This is a genomic window from Enterobacter cloacae complex sp. IR5458 (genome assembly GCF_049238025.1).
Classification (GTDB): domain Bacteria; phylum Pseudomonadota; class Gammaproteobacteria; order Enterobacterales; family Enterobacteriaceae; genus Enterobacter; species Enterobacter kobei.
On record NZ_JBMKIF010000059.1, the window covers coordinates 1 to 12,480 of the forward strand.

Annotated in this window: 8 protein-coding genes and 3 pseudogenes; 8 read left to right on the plus strand and 3 right to left on the minus strand. The window is 45.5% G+C overall.

The genetic code is table 11. The features are described 5' to 3' along the window. Positions 1–57: 57 nt before the first annotated feature. The 3 genes and pseudogenes from ACOTYN_RS24635 to ACOTYN_RS24645 form a co-directional block, all read left to right on the plus strand. Positions 58–945: pseudogene (locus ACOTYN_RS24635) on the plus strand (DUF4268 domain-containing protein); the annotation flags it as partial. Next, positions 945–4,076, plus strand: a complete 3,132-nt coding sequence (locus tag ACOTYN_RS24640; protein WP_023305543.1) for a type I restriction endonuclease subunit R — start codon at positions 945–947, stop codon at positions 4,074–4,076. The pseudogene ACOTYN_RS24635 and the gene ACOTYN_RS24640, both read left to right, overlap by 1 nt. Before the next feature lie 34 nt (positions 4,077–4,110). Beyond that, complete coding sequence (locus ACOTYN_RS24645; RefSeq protein ID WP_006809979.1) at positions 4,111–4,605, plus strand: helix-turn-helix transcriptional regulator; 495 nt, start codon at positions 4,111–4,113, stop codon at positions 4,603–4,605. A 73-nt stretch (positions 4,606–4,678) separates the two neighbouring features. Here the strand turns inward: ACOTYN_RS24645 and ACOTYN_RS24650 are convergent, their stop codons facing one another. The 3 genes and pseudogenes from ACOTYN_RS24650 to ACOTYN_RS24660 form a co-directional block, all read right to left on the minus strand. Beyond that, on the minus strand, positions 4,679–5,299 hold the full coding sequence (locus ACOTYN_RS24650) for an inovirus Gp2 family protein (RefSeq protein WP_023305544.1): 621 nt from the start codon (positions 5,297–5,299) through the stop codon (positions 4,679–4,681). A gap of 461 nt (positions 5,300–5,760) precedes the next feature. Beyond that, positions 5,761–6,525: a hypothetical protein gene (locus tag ACOTYN_RS24655; RefSeq protein ID WP_016246899.1), complete on the minus strand. Its 765-nt coding sequence runs from the start codon at positions 6,523–6,525 to the stop codon at positions 5,761–5,763. Positions 6,526–7,405: 880 nt separating this feature from the next. Then, positions 7,406–8,800: pseudogene (locus tag ACOTYN_RS24660) on the minus strand (tyrosine-type recombinase/integrase). A 320-nt stretch (positions 8,801–9,120) separates the two neighbouring features. On the opposite strand from ACOTYN_RS24660, the gene ACOTYN_RS24665 reads away from it, so the two are divergent. From ACOTYN_RS24665 to arsD, 5 genes and pseudogenes are all read left to right on the plus strand, one after another. Further along, entirely contained in the window at positions 9,121–10,305 is a 1,185-nt protein-coding gene (locus ACOTYN_RS24665) for a tyrosine-type recombinase/integrase (RefSeq protein ID WP_332959525.1), read from the plus strand. A 223-nt stretch (positions 10,306–10,528) separates the two neighbouring features. Next, positions 10,529–10,867: a dsDNA nuclease domain-containing protein gene (locus ACOTYN_RS24670; protein WP_332959523.1), complete on the plus strand. Its 339-nt coding sequence runs from the start codon at positions 10,529–10,531 to the stop codon at positions 10,865–10,867. A 20-nt stretch (positions 10,868–10,887) separates the two neighbouring features. Further along, complete coding sequence (locus ACOTYN_RS24675) at positions 10,888–11,268, plus strand: hypothetical protein (RefSeq protein WP_332959520.1); 381 nt, start codon at positions 10,888–10,890, stop codon at positions 11,266–11,268. Positions 11,269–11,292: 24 nt separating this feature from the next. Continuing rightward, positions 11,293–11,637: pseudogene (gene arsR / locus ACOTYN_RS24680) on the plus strand (As(III)-sensing metalloregulatory transcriptional repressor ArsR). Between the two features lie 53 nt (positions 11,638–11,690). Further along, positions 11,691–12,062, plus strand: a complete 372-nt coding sequence (arsD, locus tag ACOTYN_RS24685) for an arsenite efflux transporter metallochaperone ArsD (RefSeq protein WP_332959518.1) — start codon at positions 11,691–11,693, stop codon at positions 12,060–12,062. The last annotated feature ends 418 nt before the right edge of the window (positions 12,063–12,480 follow it).

Below are 12,480 nucleotides of genomic sequence, written 5' to 3' on the forward strand. Positions count from 1 at the left end.
AACAATTTGAAAACCAGAACCTCGCTTAGGCCTGTGTCCATATTACGTGGGTAGGATCAATATGCCGGCTACTGCGCCAACCTGCGTCAGGAGAGCGTGGTGGAGATCTTCCAGCTTTATCTGGATCAGTATGAGCCCAACGAGAACCGCCAGGCGGCAGAGGTCATCGCCGAATTTATGGGCTGGGAAAGCCTGAAAGAAGGGGTGCTCAACCGCAAAGGCACCCAGCGCGTCATCATGGTTGCGGCCAATTTCCGCAAAGAGGTCACCAATACCGCGCTGTGGTTGATGCAGTTTGGTATCCGCGCCCAGTGCTTCAAAGTGACCCCCTACCGTTTTGGTGAAGACGTGTTTGTCGATATCCGCCAGGTTATCCCAACCCCGGAAGCGGAGTCGTACATGATTGGCATGGCGCAAAAAGAGGCGGAAGAGCAGTCCACCTCCAGCAGTAGCGAACTGCAGCAGCGTCACTATCTGCGCCGCGAGTTCTGGACGATGGCGCTGGAAAAATTCCGCACCAGCCCCTGTTCACTGTTTAACAACCGCGCTCCCTCAACCGATCACTGGCTGGCTGCCGGGTCGGGCGTTAGCGGCGTGCCGTTTGAGCTTATCTTTTCCCAGAAAGACGCTCGCGTGCAGCTCAATATTTCGCGCGGAGATGCGCTGGAAAACACCTGGTTATTTGAACGCCTTCAGGAACGTAAAACGCACATTGAATCGCTGTTTGGCGAGCCGCTCGACTGGCGGTTGCTGCCAGAGCGAAAAAGCTGCCAGATCGTCTGTTCAAAGACGTTTGACGGCGGCAATAAAGAGATCTGGCCTGTCATTATCGACTGGATGATGGATAGCATGAACCGTCTGGAAAAAGCGATCCGCCCGAGCCTGCTGGAACTGGCGATTGAGCTGAAACAGACCGGTATGATCACCGAGGGAGAGGAAGAGTAATGCTGAGCGAAGACGATTTAGAGCAGCAATGCCTGAAATGGTTTGCTGAACAGGACTGGGAAGTGCTGCACGGGCCAGATATCGCGCCGGATGGCGACAACCCGCTGCGTGCTTCATTTCATGATGTGTTTCTGCGCCCGGTGATGCTGGAGCAGCTGCAAACCATCAACCCCCATCTCCCTGTTTCCGTGCTGGAAGAGGTGATACTCCGTATTACCCGCCCCGAAAGCCCGGATCTGGTCGTCAGCAACAAAGCATTCCATCACCTGTTGCTCGACGGCGTACCCGTTGAGTACAAGCGTGAAGACAAAACGGTTCACGATAAAGCCCTGCTGATGGATTTCAACCATCCCGGCAATAACCGCTTTATGGTCGTAAATCAGGTGGCTATTCAGGGGATAAAACAGGTTCGTCGTCCGGATATTATCTGCTATATCAACGGCCTGCCGGTGGCGGTGATTGAGCTGAAAAGCCCGATTGATGCCAATGCCGATATCTGGGCTGCGTTTAACCAGCTGCAGACCTATAAAAACGAACTCAGCGACCTGTTTATCTGTAACGAAGCGCTGGTAGTGAGCGACGGGCAAAATGCGCGTATCGGCTCTCTGACCGCTGATGAAGAGCGTTTTCTGCCGTGGAAAACGGTGGCGAACGAAGATGATAAACCGCAGTTTCACTGGCAGCTTAAAACGGTAGTGCAGGGCTTCTTTAATAGCGAACTGCTGCTCGATTACATTCGTTTCTTTGTGCTGTTTGAAAACGATGGCAAACGGCTTATCAAAAAGATTGCCGCTTACCATCAGTTCCACGCGGTGCGTGAAGCGGTTGCGGCAACGATTGTGGCCTCTACCGGTAAACATCTTCCGCTGCGCAGCAACATTACCCCCGGCAGTAAAAAAGCGGGCGTGGTGTGGCATACCCAGGGCTCCGGCAAAAGTATCTCCATGTGCTGTTACGCCGGAAAGCTGCTGCAACAAACAGAGATGAATAATCCGACCATCGTCGTGGTGACCGACCGTAACGATCTTGACGGGCAGCTCTACGCCACGTTTTGCCAGGCGCATGATTTACTCAAGCAAACGCCGTTACAGGCCAACGACCGCGACGAACTGCGCGAGCTGCTCAACGCCCGTGAATCCGGCGGCATTATCTTTACCACCGTGCAGAAGTTTGCGCCGCTGGACAGTGAACAGAGCCATCCGGCACTTAACGTCCGCAGCAACATCGTGGTGATTTCCGATGAAGCGCACCGCAGCCAATATGGCCTGAGCGCCACGCTGGACCGGCAAACCGGGGCCTATAAATACGGCTACGCCAAGCATATGCGCGATGCGCTACCGAATGCGTCGTTTATGGGCTTCACTGGTACGCCGATTGCCTCGGAAGATAAAGATACCCGTGCCGTGTTCGGTGATTATGTCTCTATCTACGATATTCAGGATGCGGTTGATGATGGCGCGACGGTGCCGATTTACTACGAATCCCGGCTGGCAAAACTCGATCTGAACCATGACGAGCTGGAAACGCTCTCTGATCAGGTCGATGAACTGGTAGAAGACGAAGAAACGGGCCAGCAAGAAAAAACCAAAGGTGACTGGAGCCGTCTGGAAAAGCTGGTCGGTTCAGAGCCACGTATTCAGCAGGTCGCCGCCGATCTGGTTCAGCATTTTGAAACACGTAACACTGCCATGAACGGCAAGGCGATGGTTGTCGCCATGAGCCGCGAGATCTGCGTGAAACTGTACGATGCCATCGTGGCGATACGCCCTGAATGGCACAGTGAAGACGTTGAACAAGGGGCGATCAAAGTCATCATGACCGGATCGGCGTCAGATAAAGATCACCTGCAATCGCATATTTACAACAAACAGACCAAAAAACGCCTGGAAGCCCGCTTTAAAGATCTGAACGATCCGCTGAAACTGGTGATTGTGCGGGATATGTGGCTGACCGGGTTTGATGCCCCATGCTGTCACACCATGTATATCGACAAACCGATGCGCGGCCATAATTTGATGCAGGCGATTGCCCGCGTTAACCGTGTGTTCCGGGATAAACCCGGCGGGCTGGTGGTGGATTATATCGGCATTGCCAACGAGCTGAAGCAGGCGCTGAAAACCTATACCGATTCAAAAGGCAAAGGACAGACAACGGTCGATGCCAGGGAAGCCTTTGCGATTCTGCTGGAAAAAATGGATGTCATTCATGGGATGTTTGCCCGTTCGGCGGGTAAGCCGGGATTTGATTACACGGGCTTCTCCCGCGATCCGCTGGCCTTCTTGCGTGATGCCGTGAACTACATTCTGGGACTGGATGACGGTAAAAAACGCTACCTCGATGTTTCGCTGGCGATGAGTAAAGCCTGGTCACTGTGTAATACGCTGGATGAGGCGAAACCCTTACAGGAGGAGTTCGCGTTTCTTTCGGCGGTCAGGGTGGGGCTTATCAAGCTCGATCCGAAGGCAAAGTTTAGCCAGTCAGAAAAAAACTCTCTTCTGAGCAAGATCCTCGATAACGCGGTTGTCGCGACCGGGGTTGAGGATGTCTTCGCACTCGCCGGGCTGGATAAACCGAACATAGGTTTGCTGTCCGATGAGTTTTTGGAAGAAGTGCGGGAAATGCCGCAGCGTAATCTGGCAGTGGAACTGCTGGAAAAACTGCTCAATGACGGCATTCATGCCCGTTCGGGCAATAACGTGGTGCAGCAGAAGAAATACTCCGACCGACTGAAAGCGGTGCTGCTCAAATACAATAACCGCGCCATTGAGACCGCGCAGGTGATTGAAGAGCTGATCCAGATGGCGAAAGCGTTCCAGGAGGCGATGGCGCGTGATGATGCGTTAGGGCTGACCCCGGATGAAATCGCCTTCTATGATGCGCTGGCTGAAAATGAAAGTGCAGTGCGTGAACTGGGCGATGATACGCTGAGAAAGCTGGCCATCGAAGTGACATTGAAATTGCGGCAGTCCACCACCGTGGACTGGCAGGTGCGTGAAAGCGTGCGTGCCCGATTGCGTATTCTGGTGCGCCAGACGCTGCGTAAGTATAAGTATCCGCCGGACAAAACGCCGGGCGCCGTGGAACTGATTTTGAAGCAGGCAGAAGTGGTGTCGAACAGCTGGACAGTCTAAAACGTTCATCGATTATCTTGACGGAGGTGGTTCAATGTCGGTTACTGTAACAGTTGAAAAAGTAGGGGCGGCATTTGCATTGATCAAATGCCACCATAGGCCTGAAGCAGAATATGAATTTACTGGTGAGTTTCTCGGGCTTTCACACGAGCTGAAGTTTGCAGGGAAGAATTTACGAGAACTGAGAGAAACTGGCTGTTCTATTTATGGAATTTATCAGGATGAATACGGCATGACCTTACTTCCTGATCATCCCGGCATTAAACTGGCCGAAATACTAGCGGTATCAAATATAGGACTGAATAAATTTTCGGTTTACATGGGATGTCGCGAGCAAGAGATAGTTGAATTGTTGAACGGTTCAGTTTCACTGACGAAAGCTATGGCACTCCGGTTATCGCATGTAGTCGGTGGAAGTTGGTCGAAGTGGATGTTAATTCAAGAGCAGTTTGAATTACAGTTGGCACAACGAGAGATTAAAGAATTAATGATTTTGACTAATATCGGGGATGAGGTCGTTGGATTATAGTAAAACAACCATCTTTAACTGATGGGTTTGGCCTTTCCATCCATAAGAAAGGCCATTTCTGTAAAAAAATAAATTACCAGCGACTGCAGCCGAAGCTACGGTCGCCATCTCCGTATACTTTTGTATCAAGTTTAGCCAGGTAGTCAAGACGATTCAGTAATTTATTGTATTCTCCTTCAAAGTTAAAATCATTGACGTCTAATATATAACGACAATTTTCAGGGTAGTGAACCAATCCCGGATAATCATCCAGTTCCAATCCCAGTGCGCTATACCATGCTCTTACAATCATCATCCTTAAATTGCTTTCGGCCTCATAATCACCTAAATGGTAATAAGCATCTTTGTTAAAAAAAAGACCAATATGAAAATGACATTTCCCCTCTTCGGAAAACTCCCTTACCCAAACATGACGAACACGATTTGGATAAATTCGTTTACCGTTAGCTGCTCTGGCTTTCTCATTGGCCTCCAGCATTGCATTTAACGCATTACGGAAACGGGATATAGCACCAGGCTCTAGATTAGGAAAACAGCAAACAGTGTCACCTCTGTCTAAAATGGGTGGATAATGAACATCAACACGTAACGCCATTGTTCTGGGGAATTCACTGATAGCATCATTGACGACTCGTTCAATATGTTTTTTATAGGCGAGCACATGCTCACCATGGGAACCATGATATAATTCCATGCTTCGATCCTGTTGTTAGCCCTACGGCTTATGATAGCCGTATACAGTAAAATGATCAGACATAGCTGAATGTCTGTGGTTAGTTATATTAATTAACTATTAATAGTAATGACTGTTGTATAATACCTTTCCAACAATAAAACTTGTTATCAACCCATTACCCATGCAGTAAAATACTTAAAAAGCAACTCTGCAATTATAATCACCCAAAGATGCCATTATCCCAGTGTCTTTTTACCGTGGAAATACTTATTCCTAAGATCTTTGCCACCTTGGATTGAGAGTAATGCTTAGCCTTCTCACTCTGAATTAAATGGTAATATTTACTTCCTTCAGGCCTTCCTAGAATTTTCTTTGATTTTGCTTTGTTAGTAGGCATCTTTTACCCTCATCAAGCTATTAGGTACTAACTCCATACTGTCGAGATGTATGCAACTAAGTGGTTATGCTTAACATTGGTATCAGAAAGTATGGTTTACTTCACCGTTAAAGGGGTTAATAATGATGGCATCTCCTCCTTTCATCGCCTTTTGAGGTGTATCGCCTTCGGCAATCACCGGGACCATTACCGCTAGATCATTTGTGTAATAAATTGGTATCCAGCAATAGCATGATTGTTTATGGTGGATTTTATTTCTTTTCAATACCTCTTCAATTCCAAATGTAATAAGTTCAAAGATTGGCATAATCACAATGCTGCTCAAATCAAAAAAACAACCATCGTAAACTGTTTCCTTTATCAGTATGATATTTGACAACCCTCCTGCAATTAGATGTTTGTGGTTCACGCGCCGATCTGTGTAAATAAAAATTGCTTTTTTTACATTGAAGCTTTTTATAATGTATGTGAGCTTTTCATGAATTAATTTTTTTTCACTCTTCCCCATCTTATCATGAGATATTTTGTGTGCATAAAAATTCTGGTCGATAACCTCGTTCCGGTGTCGAATGTGAGTGTTCCAGACGGAATGAAAAAACTCTTCGTAAGTTAATTTTGGCTCCCCCCGTGCTATTGACGGGGCCTTCTCTTCAAAAATACAGCCTAATGTTGACTCCAAAGTTTGAGCTATATGATATTGCGATGTTATTTTATTCAATGCTGGGACTGTGGCGTTTAATAAAAATGATATCACCTCTGACCTGGAGTATCCTTTTGCATTGCTATAGTCGTCAATTGCATCAATAGTAGAACTATTGTTTACGCTGAAAGTGATGCGTTTTTTCATATGTGACCTTGAATTTTGTTAATGTGAGATGTGATAAATAGTATTAATCTCCCCCCATTGTTAATGGAAGGTTTGTATTAACTAACCCGGCTATTCTTTAGAATAGCCGGGGGAGGCCTCTATTAGTTACTATATACTGAGAAGGTTAATAGGTATCTATCAATGTCTTTACGTGACCAATAGTGTCGGTTTTTAATTTTCTTCGGTCGCGGTAAACCATTAGGCAGTTTGTCTTTGCAAAGCCAAGCTCGAATAGTTTGTACTTCATAGCCAATAATATTAGCTAACTCGCGGGTAGAAATTAGTTGTGACTGAGAGGGTTTTTGATGTTTGATATCGCTCATTTCATCACCCCAACATTTGATATGTGGGCAAATAAGACGATAATTGTTTTTAACAGAGATGAAAGAATGAAATGAAAAGGGGTGAATATGGGGTCTCTATCGGGATCGGGGTCGCTACTACTACCATCCGATGAAGATGATGATGAGTTTTTTGATGACGTTGTTGAACTTCGGCGTGAGCGGGAAGTATTCCCCTTTGGTGGAAAAGGGCATGTTATAGTATTGACTACATTCCTAATAGCAACTAAAAGTTTTGAAACACGGTGCCAAAGAGGTAGTATTCGGTCAGTACTACTATTATTAAAACGCTGAATTGTTGTTTCCCAAAAATTAGAACTTTTGTTTTTAGTCGGATGTAAACCCCATCTCGCTCTGATTTCCGCACTTCGGTCTTCTCTTGATACAGTTATTGGGTTAGTCACTGTAGTTAATCTCCTGCTTAGTGAGTGAATGTAGTTAGCAGTAATAAAAGATAACTGAAAAAAAATTTCTGTCAACACATGTGATTTTATGTAAGTTGTTGATATTTGATAAAATCAACGCTTATCAACGTTGTTTTTTATTTTTGCTTCTTCTAAGATCCATAATTCAACTTTTTCATGCCATTTTCTTAGCAAATCTAATGGACGGCGGCGATAGTGCTTTTCAGCAAGAGCGCTAGGCTTATGGCCCATAATCTGCGCAACAATACCTGTTGGTACTTCGACCCATTCAGCGAGGGTCCCAAAACTACGGCGCAATCCGTGCAAGCTGATATGTGGTAACTCCGCGCGAGTTAATGCTCTATTATGTGCTGAACGCGGTTCAATAATTTTGCCACTTTTGCTGTTACTTCTGAAAACCCAATTCTCCTCGTTTGTACCACGATTGGGGATCTCCATCAGTGAGCGTAACAAGTCAGAAACATAGGGAGTGAGGGGGATAATTCGCTCGCCTTCGATCTTGTCTTTAATTCTCATGCTTGACCATTTGAAATCTATGTCAGACCAGCGAAGTGAGGAAATTTCTTCACGCCGTGCACCGGTGAGCAAAAGCACTTGGAGATAGGCTGATGCAATGGGATTATTGAGGCTACGCACGGCACTGAACCAGCTTTTGAGCTGTTCTTTTTGTAAGCAATCTCCCGCTTTGCTCGCTGATATTGGAACCATTTTTCTCACGTTATGATCTTGTGCAAGATCGCCATCGATTATTCCCTGATATTTTTTCTGGTAATTAGCCCATTTGATGAATGCACGCAACAGACGGTAGGCATGAGCAGTGACGGTAGGCCGATTTTGTCTCTCTGTACTTAGCCATTCGGCAATGTTCTCTGGTGTTAGTTCTGATAATGGTCGGTCGAGCAGGCTAGCCAGTGGCCCAGGTGAGGTTGGGCCCCGGCCTCTTTTTTTACTTTCGCCTCCACGACTGGACAAGTTAACGTGATCGGCAATGTAGCGTGCAGAGTAGGGGCGTTTAGTTTTTGCGCTGATTCCGGTTCTCAATTCATCAAGATAATCTTCCCAAGCGCTTGAAAAGGTTGCCTTCGTTTTACGAGATTCAGCCTGCTGTGATTCCGCTTCAGCAATTTTTTCCGCCTTAGCTATACGCGGATCTATCCCAGTATCGATTAATGTTTGCAGTCGCCTGGCTTCGGCCCTCGCATCATCAATCCTCCAATCGTTAATGTTGCCAATGGTCATGCGAAGGGTTTTTCCCGCATACAGGCTTTGGAATACAAAGGCTTTTGCTCCACGAGTTGCTCGACATGCCAAGCTTGTTACGTCCGTATCCCAAAGGAAAACTTGGTTTTTCCCTTCAGGTAAAGTAAATCTTCGAATTCGTTCGAAGGTTAGTTTTTGTCTTGAAAGCGCCATTTTTAGGGTTCCTGTTGGGGATTACGGTTTACAGTAATGTAACGGCTGGTGTAAGTAAATTGAAAGGATAAACATCAACACTCATCAATTTACATCAACAGGTTTTTTGTTTTAATATTATGATTTAAAATGATAAATTTGTGATTTCTGATGGTTGTTCAAGCAGTTAAAATATAAAAACTTCGCATTCGTAATGCGAAGGTCGTAGGTTCGACTCCTATTATCGGCACCATTTCAAACTCTTCCCAAGTCTACCGAAATCAACTAAAAGCCCGTATACTGCGGTTTCTGGCCCGTATCTTATCTCCTGTTATCAACTGGACTCAACCGAAATCAAGTCGCAGTTGGGGGCATAAGTGGGGGCATTCTGTGTTCGGTCCAGGGAGATGCCCCCAATGAAGCTTAATGCACGACAGGTAGATGCTGCTAAACCCAGAGAGAAAGCCTACAAGCTAGCAGATGGTGCAGGCTTGTATCTTGAAGTTGTTCCTTCTGGTTCTCGATACTGGCGGATGAAATATCGCTTCAATGGAAAAGAGAAACGTATAGCTTTTGGTGTCTATCCGGCAGTGTCCCTTGCACAAGCGAGGGCATTACGTGATGAAGCCAAGAAAAAGCTGGCCGAAGGTATCGATCCATCGTTTGCCAAGAAAGAAGAAAAGTTGGTTCGCGATGTGCAGCTCAATAATACGTTTCAGGCTGTGGCACTTGAATGGCACGGAACGAAGGTGAGCCGGTGGTCAGAAGGTTATGCCTCCGACATTATCGAAGCCTTCAATAAAGATATTTTCCCTTATATTGGCCAACTGCCGGTGAATGACATCAAGCCTTTGGTTCTGCTGAATGTGCTACGTCGAATGGAAAGCCGTGGCGCGACAGAGAAGGCCAAGAAGGTTCGCCAGCGTTGCAGTGAAGTCTTTCGTTACGCCATCGTTACCGGTCGTGCGGAATACAATCCTGCAGCGGATCTTACCAGTGCAATGTCAGGGCATGAATCGAAGCATTATCCCTTCCTTACTGTTGAGGAGTTACCAGAATTCTTTAAAGCTCTCGCAGGCTACACAGGAAGCCCATTAGTTGTTCTTGCCGCTCGTCTGCTGATCCTTACAGGAGTTCGTACTGGCGAGCTCCGAGGTGCTTTCTGGAGTGAATTTGACCTTGAGAAAGCGGTATGGGAAATCCCTACAGAGCGTATGAAGATGAAACGGCCTCACCTTGTCCCCCTCTCTACCCAAGCGCTGGAAATCGTACAGCAACTCAAAGTGATGTCAGGGCTATATCCACTGGTGTTCCCGGGACGTAATGATCCCCGCAAGATGATGAGTGAAGCGAGTATTAATCAGGTGTTTAAGCGGATTGGATATACGGGGAAGGTAACGGGGCATGGTTTCCGCCATACGATGAGTACGATTTTGCATGAGGAAGGGTTCAATACGGCATGGATTGAAACTCAGCTTGCGCATGTCGATAAGAATGCAATTCGTGGGACGTATAACCATGCGTTGTATCTGGAAGGAAGGAGGGAGATGATGCAGTGGTATGCGGATTATATTGACGCATCTTTAACTAAGGTTATATAAGACTGTAAATAGGGAAAACGAGTTTTTAAAGTTTTCCCTAGAAGTACTATCTTTCGACTGTATAAAAAACAGTGTGTAGAACAGTGCATTAGATCACTAAAAATGACCTTATAAATTTATTTTTTTTGATATTCGTGATACACATCGCCTTAAATGGTTTTATTTGCATCCACATCCATCAATGGATGACGATGGAAGTTTTTAGCTGTTGTAGGAGAGCAGGGTGGCTAAAAATAAAGCGGCAAACGCCGGAGTTGATGCGTTAACAGGTTTTGAGTTTCAAAGAAACTGTGCATTGTATCTTTTGTTAGATAATTTCAATTCTTTTATCAATAAAGAGTTCTTTATTTGTATTGAACATCACGATGATTTTCTATTTTGTTATAAGACTGCTTGTTTAAGTTATATAAACGAGATACATGCCTATCAAGCAAAGAAACTTAGCGGGAAGATATGGACTATTGATTCTAGATTTTCTGAGATGGTATCTAAAATTCTATTGGTAGGGGATAATCTAAAAAATGATTCTTTCGAAAAAGTGATGATTATAGGCATCAGTTAACATTTATATCAAATACGGAAATGGAATTAAAATACTCGCCTCTTAAGAAGTTAAAAAATGAAGGGGCTACTGAGCAGATAGTAAAGATAAATGAGCAAAACTCGACCTGTGTATATGATAAATTACATGAAAATATTAAAGTTAAAATTGAAAAGAAAATAACAGAAGTTTGCAATGAAGAATCTTCTGTTTTTCATCGGCAAGAGCTAAGTAATTTAAATATTCAGTGGGTAGACTTCCCAAGAACTGCGGCTAAACAAAAAGAATCGCTTATTAGGCTTATGGTTAGAAAATTTTCTTATATAGCTGATTCGAAAGCAGCTATTGATGTGATACTTACTCTATTTAGGGAAGTAGAAACTGTATATAACCAAGGGCAGGAAATACGCCTAGTATCGTAGAACCAGATAGGTAGGGGAACGACTATGATTTTTACAGCATTACAACTCTTCAAAAATCATCTCCGATGAAACCCGTTTGTGCATCGTGTTGCTGCTTAGAGAGATGGGAGAGCTGTGCGTGTGAGACCTTTGCACTGCGCTAGAACAGTCTCAGCCAAAGATATCCCGCCACCGGGTAATGCTCCGCGAAAGTAGTCTATTGCTGGATCGCAAACAGGGCAAGTGGGTCACTACCGCTTATCCCCGCATATTCTTTCCTGGGCCGCTCAGGTGATTGAGCAGGCCTGGTTAAGCCAACAGGACGACGTACAGGCCATCGCCCGTAAGCTTGCATCGGCAAACTGCTCTGGTAGCGGTAAGACTGTTTGAATCAAAAAAATTTGCCTGAACATATGTGATTTTACGAATGTGAGGTATTCAGAATGAAAACGTTAACGGTGTTTGACCCTGCAATTTTCTGCAGTACCGGCGTATGTGGCTCAGAGGTCGATCAAGTTCTGGTCGATTTCTCTGCGAATGTGCAGTGGCTGAAAGGGCATGGCGTACAGGTTGAACGTTATAACCTAGCGCAGCAGCCCATGAGCTTTGTTCAGAACGAGAAAGCGAAAGCATTCCTCGAAGCATCTGGAGCAGAAGGGCTTCCGCTACTTCTGTTAGATAATGAAACGGTGATGGCAGGGCGATACTCAAAACGTGCTGAGCTAGCTCGTGGGTTCGGTATTCCTTTGGAGAAAGTAGGGTTAGCTCCCACCATTTGCTGTGGTGGTAATACTGGGCTGACCCCGCCCCGGTAGACGATCCTGCCCTAAAGTTGGACTGACTCCGCCCATTATCTTCCCTGTCGCGAAACTACTCATAATAATCAAAATGACCAAGTTCGGCAGACTCAATGTCGTTCAGTTCAGTGAAGGGCATATAAATTTAGCTTCAATCGCCTTTTCTGTCATGTCGCTTACTGACTACTGGGGAAAAAGGGGGGAGTTCATTACAATAATTACAGGTTTGCCTGATTCCGTCCTTCCTTCCCACTGCTACTGCGTAAAAAACTCCTCCCTAATATAACCAGTACAAACCCAGTTTTGTTCTGACTCTTGAACATACATAAAAGAGTATCTCCACGGTATTAGACTGATTAGGAAGTTTATCAGTCGTAATGACCTGCCCCCACGATTAGATACAACACTCAGTTAGTAACGTCGGAATCTTCATTCT

Coding starts and splice junctions, on each gene's coding strand:
- ACOTYN_RS24640 (WP_023305543.1), top strand. CDS start 945: ATGCTGAGCGAAGACGATTTAGAGCAGCAATGCCTGAAATGGTTTGCT.
- ACOTYN_RS24645 (WP_006809979.1), top strand. CDS start 4,111: ATGTCGGTTACTGTAACAGTTGAAAAAGTAGGGGCGGCATTTGCATTG.
- ACOTYN_RS24650 (WP_023305544.1), bottom strand. CDS start 5,299: ATGGAATTATATCATGGTTCCCATGGTGAGCATGTGCTCGCCTATAAA.
- ACOTYN_RS24655 (WP_016246899.1), bottom strand. CDS start 6,525: ATGAAAAAACGCATCACTTTCAGCGTAAACAATAGTTCTACTATTGAT.
- ACOTYN_RS24665 (WP_332959525.1), top strand. CDS start 9,121: ATGAAGCTTAATGCACGACAGGTAGATGCTGCTAAACCCAGAGAGAAA.
- ACOTYN_RS24675 (WP_332959520.1), top strand. CDS start 10,888: ATGGAATTAAAATACTCGCCTCTTAAGAAGTTAAAAAATGAAGGGGCT.
- arsD (WP_332959518.1), top strand. CDS start 11,691: ATGAAAACGTTAACGGTGTTTGACCCTGCAATTTTCTGCAGTACCGGC.